16 protein-coding genes are annotated in these 17247 nt (G+C 70.4%); 8 read left to right on the top strand and 8 right to left on the bottom strand.

The window, feature by feature from the left end; genetic code table 11:
* Positions 1-107: 107 nt before the first annotated feature.
* Together ACFYO2_RS12865 and ACFYO2_RS12870 are read right to left on the bottom strand one after the other, a co-directional pair.
* Positions 108-962, bottom strand: coding sequence for an NAD(P)H-binding protein (locus ACFYO2_RS12865; RefSeq protein WP_388347800.1), 855 nt, complete (start codon positions 960-962; stop codon positions 108-110).
* Complete coding sequence (locus tag ACFYO2_RS12870) at positions 959-1606, bottom strand: ScbR family autoregulator-binding transcription factor (protein ID WP_388347802.1); 648 nt, start codon at positions 1604-1606, stop codon at positions 959-961. Before ACFYO2_RS12870 ends, ACFYO2_RS12865 begins: the two co-directional genes overlap by 4 nt.
* A gap of 216 nt (positions 1607-1822) precedes the next feature.
* On the opposite strand from ACFYO2_RS12870, the gene ACFYO2_RS12875 reads away from it, so the two are divergent.
* From ACFYO2_RS12875 to ACFYO2_RS12890, 4 genes are all read left to right on the top strand, one after another.
* Positions 1823-2686 carry a ScbA/BarX family gamma-butyrolactone biosynthesis protein gene (locus ACFYO2_RS12875; RefSeq protein ID WP_388348591.1) on the top strand — a complete coding sequence of 288 codons (864 nt, stop codon included), beginning with the start codon at positions 1823-1825 and terminating at the stop codon, positions 2684-2686.
* Positions 2687-2759: 73 nt separating this feature from the next.
* Complete coding sequence (locus tag ACFYO2_RS12880; RefSeq protein ID WP_388347804.1) at positions 2760-3407, top strand: ScbR family autoregulator-binding transcription factor; 648 nt, start codon at positions 2760-2762, stop codon at positions 3405-3407.
* Between the two features lie 124 nt (positions 3408-3531).
* Positions 3532-4704, top strand: coding sequence for a damage-control phosphatase ARMT1 family protein (locus ACFYO2_RS12885; RefSeq protein WP_388347806.1), 1173 nt, complete (start codon positions 3532-3534; stop codon positions 4702-4704).
* Between the two features lie 73 nt (positions 4705-4777).
* Positions 4778-5530 (top strand): class I SAM-dependent methyltransferase, encoded by a 753-nt coding sequence (locus tag ACFYO2_RS12890; protein ID WP_388347808.1) that lies wholly within the window; start codon positions 4778-4780, stop codon positions 5528-5530.
* On the opposite strand, the gene fxsT is transcribed toward ACFYO2_RS12890, so the two are convergent.
* From fxsT to ACFYO2_RS12915, 5 genes are all read right to left on the bottom strand, one after another.
* Complete coding sequence (gene fxsT, locus ACFYO2_RS12895; RefSeq protein WP_388347810.1) at positions 5488-8817, bottom strand: FxSxx-COOH system tetratricopeptide repeat protein; 3330 nt, start codon at positions 8815-8817, stop codon at positions 5488-5490. The two genes, ACFYO2_RS12890 and fxsT, sit on opposite strands and share 43 nt — an antisense overlap.
* Positions 8818-9019: 202 nt before the next feature.
* Positions 9020-9673, bottom strand: a complete 654-nt coding sequence (locus ACFYO2_RS12900) for an MFS transporter (protein ID WP_388347812.1) — start codon at positions 9671-9673, stop codon at positions 9020-9022.
* The gene (locus tag ACFYO2_RS12905) at positions 9654-10412 is read right to left on the bottom strand and encodes a hypothetical protein (RefSeq protein WP_388347814.1); all 759 of its coding nucleotides are present in this window, start codon (positions 10410-10412) and stop codon (positions 9654-9656) included. The genes ACFYO2_RS12900 and ACFYO2_RS12905 overlap by 20 nt, the downstream gene beginning before the upstream one ends.
* On the bottom strand, positions 10405-10797 hold the full coding sequence (locus tag ACFYO2_RS12910) for an SPASM domain-containing protein (protein ID WP_388348593.1): 393 nt from the start codon (positions 10795-10797) through the stop codon (positions 10405-10407). The genes ACFYO2_RS12905 and ACFYO2_RS12910 overlap by 8 nt, the downstream gene beginning before the upstream one ends.
* Before the next feature lie 29 nt (positions 10798-10826).
* On the bottom strand, positions 10827-10976 hold the full coding sequence (locus ACFYO2_RS12915) for a hypothetical protein (RefSeq protein WP_388347816.1): 150 nt from the start codon (positions 10974-10976) through the stop codon (positions 10827-10829).
* Between the two features lie 432 nt (positions 10977-11408).
* On the opposite strand from ACFYO2_RS12915, the gene ACFYO2_RS12920 reads away from it, so the two are divergent.
* Together ACFYO2_RS12920 and ACFYO2_RS12925 are read left to right on the top strand one after the other, a co-directional pair.
* Positions 11409-12746 (top strand): APC family permease, encoded by a 1338-nt coding sequence (locus ACFYO2_RS12920; RefSeq protein WP_388347818.1) that lies wholly within the window; start codon positions 11409-11411, stop codon positions 12744-12746.
* A 29-nt stretch (positions 12747-12775) separates the two neighbouring features.
* Complete coding sequence (locus tag ACFYO2_RS12925; RefSeq protein WP_388347820.1) at positions 12776-13006, top strand: hypothetical protein; 231 nt, start codon at positions 12776-12778, stop codon at positions 13004-13006.
* Between the two features lie 7 nt (positions 13007-13013).
* On the opposite strand, the gene ACFYO2_RS12930 is transcribed toward ACFYO2_RS12925, so the two are convergent.
* Positions 13014-13556 carry an Lrp/AsnC family transcriptional regulator gene (locus ACFYO2_RS12930; protein WP_388347822.1) on the bottom strand — a complete coding sequence of 181 codons (543 nt, stop codon included), beginning with the start codon at positions 13554-13556 and terminating at the stop codon, positions 13014-13016.
* Positions 13557-13768: 212 nt separating this feature from the next.
* Here ACFYO2_RS12930 and ACFYO2_RS12935 point away from each other — a divergent pair, with 212 nt between their 5' ends.
* Together ACFYO2_RS12935 and cyc2 are read left to right on the top strand one after the other, a co-directional pair.
* Positions 13769-14671, top strand: a complete 903-nt coding sequence (locus tag ACFYO2_RS12935) for a DMT family transporter (protein WP_388347824.1) — start codon at positions 13769-13771, stop codon at positions 14669-14671.
* A 415-nt stretch (positions 14672-15086) separates the two neighbouring features.
* Positions 15087-17243, top strand: a complete 2157-nt coding sequence (gene cyc2, locus ACFYO2_RS12940; RefSeq protein ID WP_388347826.1) for a germacradienol/geosmin synthase Cyc2 — start codon at positions 15087-15089, stop codon at positions 17241-17243.
* The last annotated feature ends 4 nt before the right edge of the window (positions 17244-17247 follow it).

Genomic DNA, 17247 nt, shown 5'->3' on the forward strand with positions numbered 1-17247 from the left:
GTCCCCGGCCAACAAACACCCCCCCAAACCCCCCCTCGGCCCCGGTGGGTGGTCCCCGGGGGGGGGGGCGGGGGGGGGCCCGCCCCCCCGGCCCGGCCCGCTGTCCGTCATGCGCGGAAGGCGCTCAGGTGGTCGCCCGCCCAGTCCCGGTAGGCGCGGGCCGGCCCGCCGAGCACCTCGGCGACCGCGGGTTCCACGTGCGCCTTCGTCCCGTCCCGCCCGCGCGCTGAGCTCTCCACCAGGGCACGGGCCACCTCGGCGGAGTAGCGCTCCAGCAGCCTTGGCAGGACTTGGTCCTCGGTCGATTCGACGAAGGTCAGTGGCCGTTCGAGCAGCTCCGCGAGAATCTCCGTCTGCCGTACGGGACTCACGGCCTCGGGCCCGGTGAGCGGATGCGCCCGGCCCGCGTGCCCCTCGGCATCCGTCAGCGCCCGCACCGCCACGTCCGCGACGTCCCGCGGATCCACCGCCGCGACCTCCGTGTCGCCGTGCAGGGCGCGCACCACGCCCTCCTCCCGCACCGAGCGTGCCCAGCCCAGGGTGTTGGACATGAAGGCGCGCGGTCGCAGCAGCGTCCACGCCAGGCCCGAGGCACGCAGGAGCCGCTCGTTCTCCCGCTGCCACTCGGTGACCAGATCGGTGGCGTCCGGTTCGGTCACCGACAGGGTCGTCAGCTTCACCACATGGTGGACTCCCGCGGCACGGGCGGCCGTCAGGAAGTTCTCGTCATGGGCGTGTGTCAGCGGGTTCGCGGTGACGAGCAGCGCGGCCCGTACGCCGGTCAGCGCCCGCAGCAGGCTGCCGGGATCGTCGAAGTCCCCGCCCACCACCTCGGTGTGCGGGCCCGCCAGGCCGGCGGCGCGCCTCGGGTCGCGGGTCAGCAGGCGCACCGGCTCGGTGCCGGGCAGTCGCCGGGCCACCTGTCCGCCGACCGTGCCGGTCGCCCCGGTCAGCAGGATCACGAGGCCGCCATCTCCAGAGACTCCAGGACCCGGGCGCCGCGGTCGGCCCCGCTGTCGAGTGCGATCAGCAGCCCCGGGACCGCGATGCTGGGCAGGATGTGGGCCCACAGCACGGACAGCCGGTGGCCGAGGTCGGACCGGTTGGTCAGCGCGCGTGACATCAGCTGGATGCCGGTGAACGCGCCGACCAGCAGCTCCACCGTGTCCCGAGGGTTCGCCGTCGGCAGCAACTCGCCCTGTGCGCGCGCCTGTTCCAGCAGCGCCGTCAGCCGGTGCGCCCACTGCCGGAACGGCTCACCGTGGTCCACGCCGGAGGGCGTCTCCTGGTCGACGGCCAGTCGGACGCTGCCCCGCAGCAGGGAGTTGGTCAGCAGCCGCTGCCCCACCACGAACGTCATGTCGATGATCTCCTGCACCTTGCAGGGCTGCGGCGGCACGGCCCCGAACGGGACCTGTTCGTTCAGCACCGCCTGCGCGAGGGATTCCTTGGAAGGGAAATGAAAATACAGGGCGCCCTTGGTGACTTCGGCCCGCTCGAGGACCATGGCGATGGTCGTGGACGTGTAGCCGTGCTCGTCGAAGACCGCGCCCGCCGCTTCCAGGATCGCTCTGCGCGTCCTGATGGCGCGCTCCTGTTGTGCCATAAGAGCCCCTCCACTGCGCCGAGTTGAACAAGCCGGCGATCGTGTGCCGCAGTGACCCCGATCATAGAACGCCGCGGACTGATCTCATTGAAAACAAACCGGTCGGCTCGTACTCTAACGCTCACCGGAGTGGGCATCTCACTGTCCGCCATGGCCTTCGGGAGAACCGTAGGGAGAGACATGCCTCAACCACGGCATCTTGCCGAGACCCCGCCCATGACGGCGACCGTCCCCTGTCAACTGGTACACCGCGCGGCGGTGGCGGAAACATTCCTCACCGGCTGGAGCCGGATCGCGGACGACCGGTTCTCCGTGTCGGCGCAGTGGCCGCGCGCACACGGATTACACGTGTCGGCGGACCGGTCCGCATACGAACCCCTGCTCGTCGTGGAGACCGTACGGCAGAGCGGAACGCTGATCGCGCACACCGAGTACGACGTGCCGCTGGGCCACCACTTCGTGCTCCAGGAGTTCGAAGTCGACACGTTTCCCCGGCACTTGGCGGTGGGCGCGGTGCCGGCCGAGCCGGTCGTCGAGGTCGCCTTCACCGAGGTCCAGTACCGGGGTCGACGCCCGGTGTCCGCCCGCTACACGGCGGACGTCGTACGCGGCGGCGACCGTGTCGCGACCGCGCATGTGGCGTTCTCCTGCACCAGCGACGCCGTCTACCGCCGGCTGCGGGGCGGCCGTACGCCCGCCACCGTGTCGGCTCTGCCGGTCCCGCCGGCTCTGCCGGCCGCCGCCGTGGGACGCGCGCTGCCCGAGGACGTCGTCCTCGCACCGGCCGACCGCCCGGACCGCTGGCAGCTGAGAGTAGATACCGCACATCCCGTTTTCTTCGACCACCCGCTCGACCATGTGCCCGGCATGCTGCTCCTCGAGGCCGCCCGCCAGGCCGTATGGGCACGAACCCCCGGCGGCGGGCTGCCCGTTTCGTTCCGGATCGCCTTCCACCAGTACGCGGAACTGGACGAACCCACCTGGATAGAGCTTTCGGAAGGAAGCGACGGCACCGTACAAGTCGTCGGCAGGCAGGGGGACTCGGAGGTCTTCGCATGCGCCGTCGGCGGCGCCGAGTAGTGAGCTATCGTGGGGAGAGAGCAAGAAACAAACGGCGTGACCCGTTCTTTCCCGCACCTGGAGTGTTCCGTCGATGCCGAGGCAGTTACGCGCCGAGCAGACCCGCGCGACGATCATCACGGCCGCAGCCGACCTGTTCGACCGGCACGGCTACGAATCGACCAGCCTGAGCGACATCGTCGAGCACGCCCAAGTCACCAAGGGCGCCCTCTACTTCCACTTCGCAGCGAAGGAGGACCTGGCGCACGCCATCATGGAGCTCCAGTCCCGCGCCTCGCGCGGGCTGGCGCACGAGATGGACGCCCGTAGCTCCACCTCCCTCGAAGCCCTGATGCGCCTCACGTTCGGCATAGCGCACCTGTCCGTCGAGGACCCCATCCCCCGAGCCGGCCTCCGGCTCGCCACCGGGGGAGTGGAGGTGCGCGCCCCGCTGCGGCATCCCTTCACCGAGTGGCTGGACATCGCCTCCCGCAAACTCCTCGGCGCCGTCAAGGAGTCCGACCTCCACCCCGACACCGACATCGACGCCGCCGCCCACTCCCTCGTCTGCTCCTTCGTCGGGACCCGCGTCGTCGGCCGCCACCTCGAACCCGTGGCCCGCCAGCCACGCAGACTCGCCCAGATGTGGCACCTCCTGATCCGAGGCATGGTCCCGGTCCCGCGCCGCGCCCGCTACCTGACGCTGGTCGCACAGCTGGAACGGGAGACCAGGGCCGGGTGAGGGGCGGGGGCTGCCGCGGAGGCTGTGAACGTGCGTGCGGGCGGGTACCCCGGCCCCGGCAGGGGTCCTCGGCGGACCGGAGGGCTCCCCGGTCCACGCCGACGTGCGCGATACCGTGAGCCGTATGCCCGACACCCCGCCCGCGCCCGTGATCCTCGGCAACGAACCCGGCTCCTTCCCGCACAGCGTCCTCGCCGAGCGGCATCCCGCCATCGTCCGGCAGGTGCGCGAGGCCTTTCCGTACGGGCCCGAGCAGCACCGTGGCCTCGACGAGCTGCTCGTGAGTTGTACCGAGGGTGTCGTCGAAGCGCTGCCCGCCGACGCGCACGACCGGGACCGCTGGAAGGCGTGGGGCATCGACGGGTACACCGGCCGCTCCTGGTTCGACGTGCCGTGGCTGTGGTCCGAGAGCTACTTCTACCGTCGGCTCCTCGACGCGGTCGGCTACTTCGGCCCCGGCGCGTGGCAGGGCATCGACCCCTTCCGCCCCTTCAAGCTCGCCGAGCTCGATTCCCGGGAGACGGACGAGGAACTGGCCGCGCTCGACGACCTCGCGGACAAGCCCGAGGACGAACAGGCCACAGCCCTGCTGCACGGCTCGCTGTGGGGCAATCGCGCCGACCTCGGCTTCCGCCTCTCCGACGCCGACGCGGAGGGCCGGGCGGCCGTCCCGGGCCTGGTCGCCGACGACAGCGACGCCCTCTGGTCGTCGCTCACGGGCGGGGGCGCGCTGTGCCTGATCGCCGACAACGCCGGCCGCGAGCTGATCCCCGACCTGCTGCTGATCGCCCACCTCCTCGCCCACGGCCGCATCGAACGCGCCGTCCTGCACGTCAAGCCGTACCCCTACTACGTCTCCGACGCCACGACCGCCGACGTCGTCGACGCACTGCGCCGCCTCACGGACGCGCCGGGCCGGGCCGCCGAGTACGGGCGCCGCCTCTGGTCCGCCATGGCCGACGGCCGCCTCACGGTCCGCGCCCACCCCTTCTCCTGCGCCCCGCTGCCGTACGCGGACCTGCCCCACGACCTGCGCACCGAGCTCGCCGCGTCCACGCTGACGGTCGTGAAGGGCGACCTCAACTACCGCCGCCTGGTGGGAGACCGCAGGTGGCCCCCGACGACCCCCTTCGCCGACGTCACGGCCCACTTCCCCGGCCGCGTCGCCGCCCTGCGCACCCTGAAGTCCGACGTGATCACCGGCCTCGACGCCGACACGGAGGCCGCGCTCGTCGCCGCCGAGGGGCAGCGCTGGCGCACCGGCGGGACCCATGCGCTGATCCAGGTCCGGCCGTGAGGAGCGTTATGCTGCCGAGTTGTACCGGTGGGCTGCCCTACGTCCCGCCGACGGGCAGCGAAAGAGGACGTCATTGACCCCGCGGTACCTCAGCAATCCAGGGGAGCCCGTCTACGACGTGCACGCGCGGCGGTACGTCGACGTCACGGACGTCCCTGACGAGCCCGACCTGCACGACGTGTTCACGGACATCTACCGCACCAACCGCTGGGGCTCCGACGAGACCCGCTCCGGACCCGGCTCCGAACTGCAGCGCATGAAGCGGGTCATGGCCCGACTCGGCGAACTGATCAGTGAGTTGAGCATCCGCTCGGTGCTGGACGCGCCGTGCGGCGACTTCAACTGGATGCGGTACGTCGACCTGCACGGCGCCGACTACCTGGGCGGGGACGTCGTCGCGGAACTCGTCGAGAGCAACCGCGCCCGTTACCGCACGCCCGGCCGGGACTTCCAACTGCTCGACTTCACCGCCCAGCCCGTGCCGTGCGTCGACCTCATCCTGTGCCGGGACGCCCTCGTGCACTTCTCCTACCAGCACGTCGTGGAGGCACTGACCCGCTTCCGGGAGAGCGGCTCGCGCTACCTGCTCACCACGACCTTCTTCGGTACCTCCGCCAACACGGACATCCTCACCGGCTGGTGGCGGCCGATCAACCTGCGGCTCGCCCCCTTCGGGCTGCCCGAGCCGCTGCGAGTGATCGGCGACGACGAGTCCGACGACTTCTACGACGACAAGGCGCTCGCGTTGTGGGACCTCGGGCAGATCCCGGCCCGCTTCCCCGGCTACGAGCCGGCGGCGGCCGAGTCGGGGTCGCTGGGCGCGTGAGCCCCCGGTGCGGCCGGCGGAACGTCGTCCGGCGTCCCCGGTGCCCCGGCGCGCATGCCGGCCACGACGCGCAGCGCCTCCTGCGCCGCCCGGGTCCGTGGATGCCGTAGCCCCAGCACCTCCTCGCAGGTCTCCCGTACCTCACTGAACTCGGCCTCTGCGGCTGCCAGTTCGCCCTTCACGCACAGCAGGTCGGCCAGGTTGTGCCGTACCGCCAGCGTCCCCGGATGCCGGCGCCCCAGCGTCTCCACACAGTCCGCCAGCACCGTCCGGTACTCCGCCTCTGCCGGCTCGACGCGCCCGCGCAGATGCAGGACGTGGGCCGCGCCGTGCCGTACGGACAAGGTCAGCAGGTGTTGCTCGCCCAGAACCGTCCGCCGGGCCTCGTAGACCTCGCGGAACTCCGCCTCCGCCGCCTCCAGTTGGCCGCGGTCCGTCAGCAGGTCGGCCAGGTTGTGGCGGACCGCGAGGGTGCCGGGGTGGCGGGGGCCGAGGGTGTCGATGCAGTCGGCGAGGACCGTCCGGTACTCGGTCTCGGCGCGGTCGGTGCGCCCGCGCAGGTGCAGGACGTGGGCGGCGCCGTGCCGTACGGACAGGGTGAGCAGGTGCTGTTCGCCGAGCACCTCGCGGCGGGCCTCGTAGACCTCGCGGAACTCCGCCTCCGCCGCCTCCAGTTGGCCGCGCTCCATCAGCAGGTCGGCCAGGTTGTGGCGGACCACCAGGGTATGCGGGTGCATGTCGCCGAGCAGCCTGCGCTGGACCTCGAAGACCTCCCGGAACTCGGTCTCCGCGTCGGTGGGCCAGCCCCGGTCGCGCAGCACGGTGGCAAGGCCGTGCCGGGCGGCCACGGTCTCCGGGTGGTCCTCGCCGTAGGCGTCTGCGCGCAGCCCGAGCACCGTACGGAACTCGTGCTCGGCCTCCACGAGCAGGCCGCGGTCGCGCAGGACGTCCGCGAGGTCGTGGCGCACGGCGAGGGTGCTCGGGTGGCGCTCGCCCAGTACGTCCGCGCACACCTGGAGCGTCTCCCGCAGCTCCAGTTCCGCCTGCCGGAACATCCCCCGCTCGTGCAGCACCTGGGCCATCTCGTGCCGGGTGACCAGGGTGTCGGGGTGGTTCGCGCCGAGTGTCTCCCGATAGGCGTCCAGGAGCAGGCGGTAGTCCTCCTCGGCCTCGGCGAGCAGCCCTCGGTAGCGCGCCATCCAGGCCACGCCCTTGCGGGCCGCGAGGGTCCGGGGGTCGCGCTCGCCCAGCAGGGTCCGGAGCGTGGCGTGGACCGCGCGGTACTCGGTCGCCGCCTCGACCGGACGGCCCCGGCCGTTGAGCAGGTTCGCGAGTGCGTACCGGGCGTCGGCGGTCTCGCCGGCCGCGTCGCCGAACAGGGCCCGGGTGTCTTCCAACACCGTGCGAAGCAGCGACTCGGCCGCCGGCAGCCGACCGCGCAGATGGAGCAAGTGGGCGGCAGCGGAGCGTACTTCGAGTGCGTCGGGGTCACGCGGACCGCACGCGAGCACCACCGGCTCGCACGCCCCGAGCACCTCCTCCGCCCGGTCCAGCCAGCCCCGCCGAATCAGATGCCGGGCCCCGGCCGCCGCCGCCCGCAGCGCCTTCGAGACGAGTTCGTCCTCCACCTCGTACGGGTCGCCGATCAGGGCGAGCGGGGCGTCGCAGTGCGGCAGCAGCAGCCGCCAGCGCGGCCAGTCGCGCGGGTCGTCCTCGCTGAACTCGGCGGTGGCCGTGACGACCAGGTCGGCGACCACCGCGCCGTACTCCTGGAGGTGTTCGACCAGGTCCCGCTGGTGGCGGCCGGCGTCCCGGACGAGGGGATGCAGCAGCAGGGTGCGCGCCTGCTCGTCGCCGCCGCGCGGGGTGTGCAGTTCGATCAGGCCGAAGTCGGCGAGCGAGGTGAGCGCGGTGAACAGCTCCTGCGGGGTGACGCCGGGCAACAGCCGGGAGGCGGCGAGCCGGTCCGGGCGCAGCAGCCCGACCAGGGGCACGGGGGCGTCGCCCAGGCAGCACAGCAGCCGCATCAGCGGGCGGGCCTGGGAGATGCCGCGCCGCTCCAGCAGGTCCAGGGAGAGCTCCCAAGTGCGGCTCACCGGAACGGTGTTGGGGATGCCGGGCTGGCCGGGCGGGTCCTCGTCGAGGAGTTCGGTGAAGCGCTCGTCGAGGGCGGCGTGGTAGTCGGCGTACGTCCGTACGGCGCTGGTGCCCGGCCAGGCCGGGAACGCGGACGCCGCCGCGAGGTACGAGCCCGCGATGCGCAGCGCCAGTGGCAGCCCGCCGAGCCGCCGCGCCAGCAGCCCCGCGTCCTCGCGCGATCCGGCCCGCGGCCCGGCGAGGTCCCACAGCACGTCGGTGCCGTCGGCTTCCTCCAGCGCGTCCACCGGGTGCAGCGTCGCCCACGGCCCCCAGGTCGCCGGGCTGCCGTCCCGGCTGGTGATCAGCACCAGGCCGGGCAGCTCGGCGGCCGGCCGGATCCAGCCGGTGCCCTCCGCCAACCGGCCGTGCGGGGCGAGGTGTTCGGGTTCGTCGGCGTTGTCCACGATCAGCAGCCACGGGTCCGCCCGGTCGCACAGTCGCCGCCACAGCAGGTCCGTGGCGCTGGAACGCCCCGACCAGGCCCGGTCGATGAGGTCGGCGGGCGTGCCCAGCGCGGCCACCACCTCGCGCATCCCGGCGCTCAGCGCGGCCGGGTTCGACGCGGTCACCCACCACACGTCCACGCCCAGCGCGGAGGCGTACGCGGCGATCTCCAGCGCGACCGTCGTCTTGCCGCCACCACCCATGCCGTGCAGCACCCGCACACCCGAAGTCGGCTTGCCCACCAGGGACTTGAGCGCGTCGAGCAGCGGCTCCCGCCCGCGCACCCGGCGGTCGAGGCGGCCCAGGGGCGGGGCGACGGTCAGCGCGCCCGGAGTGGGCGACTCGGGTGCCGCCGCGGGCAGCCCGAACTGGGCGTGCGGGGCGTGGATGACGATCGACCGGGCCACGCCGGAGAACTCCTCGACGAACGCGGTCAGTTGACCGGACAGCTCCGGGTCGCGGGCCAGCAGCGTGCGCAGCGTGGCGTCCCACCGCTCCCGCTGCTCGCGCAGGATGATCTCCTGCCGGCCCGGCGGCGCGGCATCGAGCGCCGCCCGCGCCCGGTCCAGCTCCGCCACGCCCTCGCGCCCCAGGATCCGCAGGATCCGCTGCCGGGCCGCCTGCCAGGCGTCCGTGGTCATCAGCCCGACCATCGTGCCCGCGGCGGCGGCAGCGGTCTGGGTGAACAACTCTGCCCCGAACATCGAGGACCCCCTGTCGGCACACACCTCGACGGCTACGTCCGAACCCCTCTTCCCGACTTCAGGGTCTCATGTTCCGTGTGTTCAAGGGCATTTGATGGGACGTGAGCCGGTCTACGGCAGGGGGTACGGCGCCGCCACGTCACCGCTCAGGTTGTCCGGCCTCTCGTCCTTGGGCAACGACTGCGGTCCGGGTGAGGCGGCATCACGTTTCAGGAAGAGCGGCAGCAGAAGCAGCGGAGCGATCCCGACGAGTAGGAGATCGCTCCGGTTTACTCTCCAGGGACCTCGGCAGCGGGCCCAGCAGCAGCACTGACACAAGAAACGTAAGGCAGTCCAGAGCGAAGGGCAGGGCGTCTGCGGCATCGAGCAGCGCTGCGCCGAGGAGGGGACCGATGAACTGTCTCCCCAGCAGCAGTGCCGTGGATGACATGGCGTTGGCCCGCTCGAGATGCTCTTCGGATACGAGTGGCGGCAAGTACGCGAACGTCGCCGAGGTCGCCACGGACTCCAGCAGTCCCATCAGGAACGCGACGGCGTAGAGCAGCGGCAACGACGTGTGGCCGCTGATCAGGAGAAGCACGAAAACGCCCATGATCCCGAAGCGCAGGGCGTCACAGGCGATCAGGACACTGCGCCGGCGTACACGGTCTGCCAGGACGCCGCCGAAGACTCCCAGGACGAGGAAAGGGAGCGTGGCAGAGCCGAGCAGCAGTCCCAGGCCGATGGGACCGGCACCCTGCTGGGCGGCGAGCAGCGGCAGCGCCGCGTACCGCATGCCGTCCCCGACGAAGGAGACGGCCGAGGCAGCGATGAACAGGTGTGCGTGTTTGTTGAGTTCAGTCCAATTCCGCAGCAAGGTTGCTCACCGCCTCCAACACCACCTCCACCGCCGACCGCGATCCGGCGGTGAGCATGACCGGGTCGGTGTAGATGCCCCGGCCGGGGTGATCGCTGGCCACCAGGACGGTGGCGGCGCGCACCTGCCGCAGGCGGGCGACGGTGAGCACCGCCGAGGTCTCCATGTCGATCGCCGAGACGCGCAGCCGACGACACCGTTCCACCAGAGCCGAATCCTGCGTGAGAACGGCGTCGAGGGAGTGGACCAGGCCGTCGTGCATTCGTCCGCCCGACGCCTGCCGCAAGGCGGTCACCAATGAGTGGTCCGCGACAGCCGGGTAGCGCTCCGAGCAGTAGGCCGCACTCGTGCCGTCCCCTGCCACCGCGCCGGTCGGCACGACCAGGTCGCCGCAGTTGATCTCAGGGGCGATGGCACCGCAGTAGCCCATTCCGATGAGCGTGTGCACGCCTCGGGCGGCCGCGGCCTCGACGGCCATGGCGGCGGCCGGAGCACCGAGCTTGGCCGACAGGATGCCGAACCTGCGGCCCCGGTGCCGGGCGATCGACACGGACCGGTGGTGGCCCTCGATCGCCACCTTCTTCTCCCAGTCCGTGCGGTCGTACAGGTCGGGGTTCTCGAGCGGCAGCACGACCACGCCGGGGAGTTGTCCCACCACGTCGGAGAACAGCCAGCCGTCGGCGATGCCGCGGAAGGTGACGCCCCAGTCCTCGGTGCTCTCGTACGGATCCTCAGACACCCTTGAGTACCCTTTCGACGTGGCTGCCCACGTAACGCTCGAACCAATACTTGCGTGTGTCGCAGAAGGCGTCCTTGTGGTCGAGGGTGCCGTACTCGGAGAGAGTGTGGCCCGGGTGGCCGCCTCCGCACAGTTCGACCCATTCGCACGAGCGGCACTCGTCGACGGCCTCGGCCCGGCGGCGGAACCTGGCGATGTGCTCCCTGAACTTGTCGCTGCGGAACGCCTCTTCAAGCGTGGTGTCGCGAACGTTGCCGAGGGACCAGTCCTTGTCGACCCACAACTGGTCGGCGAAGATCCCCCCGTCCGGCGAGATGCGGGGAAAGGCGTTGTACGCGAACAACTGCTTCGGGAACAGGCTGCGCCCCGTGAACGGGCCCCTCACGGTCAACTCAGGAACAGTCGACGTCTAGCTCAGGCGGCGCGAGCAGCCGCGGACGGGCAGATGTGCGGCTGGGACTGGACGCCGTGGTCGAAGACGAGCTGGCTGCTGGTGACTTCCGGCAGCTCGACAGCCGTGTCGATCTCCTGCTCCGACTGCTGCTCGGTGATGGTGCTGGGCATGGTGCCTCCTCAATTGAGTGGTGCACATGACGGGTCCCGTGGATGCCCTCTGAAAGCGGGATCCGATGGGACTTCGGGAGAGTAAGCAGACGGGACAGTCCCTGTCATTAGCTTTCGGTTCCTGGTCTCAATATTCGAGAGAACAAAGCGAGTTGGGTGAACTGCTCGCCAAGCGCGACGGATGTCCGGATATTGACCGCAGTGAATAGCCGTCGCCGTGGTGCGGTACCGGTGATGCGCTCGCCGCGGTGCTGGGAGAGGAATCCGTTCCGAACCGTCGAAGTGATTTCCGTTGGAGGCTGATCGTCGAATTAATGGCGTTCGGAATCGCGAGTTTCGAGGGTGTGCCGAATTTTGTTCGGCGGACGGGGCCGCTCTCGGTGCCGCTGCCTAGACTCCCAACCGGCAACCGGACGGGAAGGGGCAGCGCGCATGCAGCGGGGGATGCTCGGATGGGGCGAAGGCACCGCCTTGTACATCGGCGCGGTGCTGGGGCCCGGGGTGCTGGCGCTGCCGGCACTCGCGGCCGCGGTGGCCGGCCCGGCATCGATCGTCTCCTGGACCGTGCTCCTGCTGCTCAGTGTCCCGGTGGCGGTGACGTTCGCGGCGTTGGGCGCGCGCCACCCCGACGGCGGCGGCGTCTCCACCTTCGTCGCCCGGGCGTACGGTCCGCGAGCGGCGACATGTGTGGGGTGGCTGTTCTACGCGGCGGTGCCGGTCGGTGTGCTGGCCGGTGCGATGGCGGGCGGGGAATACGTCGCCGAGGCGTTCGGGCTTTCCGGGAGCGCCGGGTACGCGTGCGCCGCGGCCATCCTGGCGGTGGCCGTCGCCGCCAACTATGTCGGGCTTCAGGTGTCGGGCCGGATGCAACTGGTGCTCGTCGGCCTGCTGGTGCTGCTGTTGGCGTGCGCGATCGTCTTCGCGGCGCCGCACACCGAGACGGCCCACTTCACCCCCTTCATGCCGGACGGCTGGCTCTCCATCGGTTCGGCCGCCCTGGTGCTGTTCTACGCGTTCAGCGGCTGGGAGGCGGCGAGTCATCTCTCCGCGGAGTTCGCGCATCCGACAAGACATCTGCCGAGGGCGACGGCGATCACCTTGGTGATCGTCGGTGTGCTCTACCTCGGTCTGTCCTTCGTCACCGTCGGCGTACTGGGGCCGGAAGCGCGTACCTCGGACGTTCCTCTGATGCTTCTCCTGGAGCGCGGATTCGGCTCATCGGCGCGCGGGCTGACCGCGGCGGCGGCGATATGTCTGAGCATGGGCGCGGTCAACACCTTCATAGCGGGCGCCGCTCGGCTGGGAGCGGCCCTGGGCCGCGACGGTGCGCTGCCGGTCTGGCTGGCGAAGGGGGGCAGCGCGGGCCAGGTTCCGCGCCGCAGCCTGACCGTGCAGGCGGTGCTCACCGCGGCCCTGACGCTTGTCGTCGCTCTGCTGAACGTACCCCTGGATCCGTTGATGCGAGCCACGTCGGCGTTCCTGGCCGCGGTGACCGTCGCCGGAATGGCCGCCTCGCTGCGGCTGCTGCCGCGCCGTACGCCACTGTGGTACGCGGCCGCGGTCGCCGCGGTTTTCACGCTGGTGGTGATGGCCTTCAGCGGATGGCTGCTGGTGCTGCCGCTCACTGTCGCCGGCTGCGCGGCGCTGTATTGGCGCAGTCGGAGCGGACGCGTCGCCGTCGATGGCCGGACGACTCAGACGGAGGACTTGCCGGTGGCGGCCTCGGTGACGAGTTCGCCGAGTTCGATGCCCGGCTCGGACCGCTCGTAGAGGTAGAAGTGGCCGCCCGGGAAACATCGGTGGACCGGAGCGGCGGTTACTTCGTCCAGGCCGATGTACGTTCCTGGGGATACGAGGACGGTACGCGCTTCTGCCGCGAACTTCCGCAGTTCGCAGGGGTGGTGGCCGTACCGACGAGCGCGTTCTACCAGAGCCCCGACACGCCTCGGTGGCTGGTGCGCTTCAGCTTCTGCAAGGGCGAGGGCCTGATCCGGGAAGCGGTGGATCGGCTGGTGGAAGCGGCTCGCTGACGGGAGGTCAGCCGCCTGAGCGGGCCCGCCTGGCGTCCTCGTCGCGCTGTGCCCGCCGACTGGGGGCCTGCGCGGCCTGCGGCTGGCGATTCGTGTCCGGCAGCGCGGTCAGCACCGGGGGAGGAGTGTGCTGGAAGATCACGATCGTCCTGAAGCCGACGATCTCACGTCGTTGGCTGAGGCGGTCCATCAGGAACGCGTGCAGGGCCTCGTTGTTCTGCACGGCGACGTGAATGAGGAAGTCGTCGCCGCCGGCCACGACGAACACACCGACCACTTCGGGGTGTTCGGCGACCGATTCCTGGAAGGAGGTGATGACCGAGCGGCTGAGTGGCCTGACCTGCGCGGCAACGAACGCCTGGTAGTCCCTGTTCAGCGCGGAGAGGTTCAACTCCGCCCGGTAGCCGTTGATCACCCCCCGCTCCTCGAGCGCGCGCACGCGCTCCAGTGACGTGGACGGGGCCACGCCGAGCTGACGGGCCAGTTCGCGGTTGGACTGCCGAGCGTTCAGCTGAAGATGCCGGATGATCGCCGAATCAAGTTTGTCCATGTGGCCCAGTGTGCCACGCGGAGGAGTCAAACGTTCGGCTTGCATGGTCGACTGGCACTCATTTGATTACTATTTGCAGTAAATGTTAGACGCGCGATTGGAAGGGCGCACGAATTCCCGTGCAAACGATGCCTCCGCCGTACTCGCGTTTGAGGAGCTGTCCCGGGCACTCCCGCCTTCGGGAGGAAACCGCGCACACGGAGAGGACTTTCATGCGGGGCAGGGACATGGCCGACTACGGGACCCTGGCAGTCGTGTGGGGTGTCTCGTTCGCGGTGCTGGCGAGAACGGAGCGGGCTTTCGGCTGGGTGGGCGCGGTCGCGTTCCGAGCGCTCATCGCCGGGGTCATCGTGCTGCTGGCCTCCCGGGTCATGAGGCGCCGGCTCGACTTCGCGACCGGCTGGTGGCCGTTCGCCGTGGTCGGCGCGACAACCGTCGCGGGCCAGTTGATCGGAGTCTCCTACGCCACCCCCCGTATCGGATCGGCCATGGCTGCCATCTTCGTGGGCACGATTCCGTTGTTCTCCATGCTGATCAGTCACCTCTGGGGGCTCGAGCGGATGTCGGTTCGAGGCTGGGTCGGCCTGTCCCTCGGCATCGCGGGCATCATCCTGCTCGTGGGCTTCCCGGAGACGTCGATCACCGACTCCTTCCGCCTCGGCTGCGTCGGCTCGCTGATCGGCGCGCTCTCGGCGGCGTTCGGAAGCAACTACGCCCGTGTGCGTCTGCACAACGTCGGGTCGTGGGAACTGACCATCGGGTCGTTCCTCTTCGGCGGGTTGCTCACCCTTCCGCTGTTGTTCGTGGTTCCCGTGGCCCAGACACCTCACCTTGCCGACTACGCGTATCTGCTGCTGCTCGGCGGCGTCATGAGTGGCGTGATGTACGTGCTCTATTTCCGGCTCGTCGCCGGAGTGGGGGCCACCAGGGCGCTCAGCGTCGAGTTCGCGGTGACGGCCGTCGCGGTGCTCGTCGGCTCCCTCGTCCTGAGCGAACGGCTTTCCGCGGTGCAGCTGCTGGGAACGGCCGTGATCGTCGGTAGTTGCTCGCTGGTACTGGGGCTGACTCCACGACTGACGTCCCGTCGCCCGACGCGCGACCGGCAGCCCTCCTGAGCTCGAACGTCCGGCTCGCCGCGGAAGCCCGGCCGACGAGGGCCGGCCGGGCTTGCGCGGCACCACGGGATCCGCGGCATGTACCTCGGCCCGCGACGTGCACCGTCGCGCCCGGCGGGTGGACGGCCGGACGTCGACACTCGACCGGAGCCGCCGGCCACCAATCAACGGAAACCTGGTGCGCTCGGTGCTCGGCGACGGTACGGAAGCCCAGCGCGGCAGACTGCTGCTCACCTGCTTCACCGGTCTGATCGGCTCGGACCTCGTCCGGTGGACGTGAATCATCCGACGCCACGCCCACCGAGGGCACCACAAGTCCCGCTCAGAACTCCCGGATGTGCGCTCGATTCACGCGATGGTGTGATCATCCCCTGCCCCGCGGATGCCCCCGCAGGGCCCTGGGTAGGGCCCGGCCATGACGCAGCAGCCCTTCGAACTCCCGCACTTCTACATGCCGTATCCCGCGCGGCTGAACCCACATGTCGACGAGGCCCGCGTCCACTCGACCGAGTGGGCGCGCGACATGGGCATGCTGGAGGGATCCGGGATCTGGGAGCAGTCCGACCTCGACGCGCACGACTACGGTCTGCTCTGCGCCTACACCCACCCCGACTGCGACGGCCCCGCCCTTTCACTGATCACCGACTGGTACGTGTGGGTCTTCTTCTTCGACGACCACTTCCTGGAGATCTTCAAGCGCACCCAGGACCGCGCCGGCGGCAAGGCCTACCTGGACCGGCTCCCGCTGTTCATGCCGATGGACCTGTCCACACCGATGCCCGAACCACGGAACCCGGTCGAGGCCGGTCTCGCCGACCTGTGGACGCGTACCGTGCCGTCGATGTCCGCGGACTGGCGCCGCCGCTTCGCCGTGGCCACCGAGCACCTGCTCAACGAGTCGCTGTGGGAGCTGTCCAACATCAACGAGGGGCGGATCGCCAACCCCGTCGAGTACATCGAGATGCGCCGCAAGGTGGGCGGTGCCCCCTGGTCGGCCGGACTCGTGGAGTACGCGACCGCCGAAGTGCCCCTGTCCGTGGCCGGATCGAGGCCGCTGAGGGTGCTGATGGAGACCTTCTCCGACGGCGTCCACCTGCGCAACGACCTGTTCTCCTACCAGCGGGAGGTCGAGGACGAGGGCGAGCTCAGTAACGGCGTGCTCGTTCTGGAGACCTTCTTCGGCTGCACCACCCAGGAGGCCGCCGACACCGTCAACGACGTCCTGACCTCACGGCTCCACCAGTTCGAGCACACCGCCGTCACCGAAGTGCCCGCACTGGCCCTGGAGAAGGGCCTCGCCCCGGCTGAGGTCGCCGCCGTCGCCAAGTACACGCAGGGCCTGCAGGACTGGCAGTCCGGCGGCCACGAATGGCACATGCGCTCCAGCCGGTACATGAACGCACGCGCGCGGTCCACCACGCCCTGGCAGGGCCTGACCGGCCCCGGCACCTCCGCCGCCGACGTCCGCGCGCTGCTCGCGTCGGCCGGCGCTGAACGCCTGCGCGCCTACACGCACGTGCCCTTCCAGAAGGTCGGCCCCTCCCTGCTGCCCGACTTCTACATGCCCTTCCCGCTCGAACTCAGCCCGCATCTCGCCGGTGCCCGCGACCGTCTCACCGACTGGATGCACCGCATGGGCATCCTCCATGAGGGCGTCTGGGACGAGGACAAGCTCGCCGCCTACGACCTTCCGCTGTGCGCGGCGGGCCTCGACCCGGACGCGACGCCCGAGGCCCTCGACCTCAGCTCGCAGTGGCTCGCCTGGGGGACCTACGGCGACGACTACTACCCGCTCGTCTTCGGCCACCGCCGCGACCTGGCCACCGCCCGGGTGACCACCCAGCGCCTGTCGGACTGCATGTCCGTCGACGGCGAGGAGGTCCCTGTCCCGCTCAACGCCATGGAGCGCGGACTCCTCGACCTGTGGGTGCGGACCACGGCGGAGATGACCCCCGACCAACGGCGCGGCCTGAAGGACGCGGTGAACGTGATGACCGAGAGCTGGGTCTGGGAGGTGTCCAACCAGATCCAGAACCGCATCCCCGACCCCGTCGACTACCTGGAGATGCGCCGCGCCACCTTCGGCGCCGACCTGACCATGAGCCTGTGCCGGATGGGCCACGGCCCCGCCGTCCCGCCGGAGGTCTACCGCACCGGACCCGTCCGCGCCCTGGAGAACGCCGCCGTCGACTACGCGTGCCTCCTGAACGACGTCTTCTCGTACCAGAAGGAGATCGAGTACGAGGGCGAGATCCACAACGCCGTCCTCGTCGTGCAGAACTTCTTCGGCATCGACTACCCGACCGCGCTCGGCGTCGTCCACGACCTGATGACCCAGCGCATGCAGCAGTTCGAACACGTCGCCGCACACGAACTGCCCATTGTCTACGACGACTTCGCCCTCTCGGGCGAGGCGCGCGAGGTCATGCAGGGCTACGTGCTCGACCTGCAGAACTGGATGGCGGGCATCCTGAACTGGCACCGAGAGGTCGACCGCTACAAGGCCGACTGGCTGGCCGGCCGTGCCCACGGGTTCCTGCCGGACCGGGCCCCCGCCGTACGGGTCGCCTGAGGTC

The sequence above is a fragment of the Streptomyces sp. NPDC006602 genome, from assembly GCF_042870385.1.
Lineage (GTDB): Bacteria > Actinomycetota > Actinomycetes > Streptomycetales > Streptomycetaceae > Streptomyces.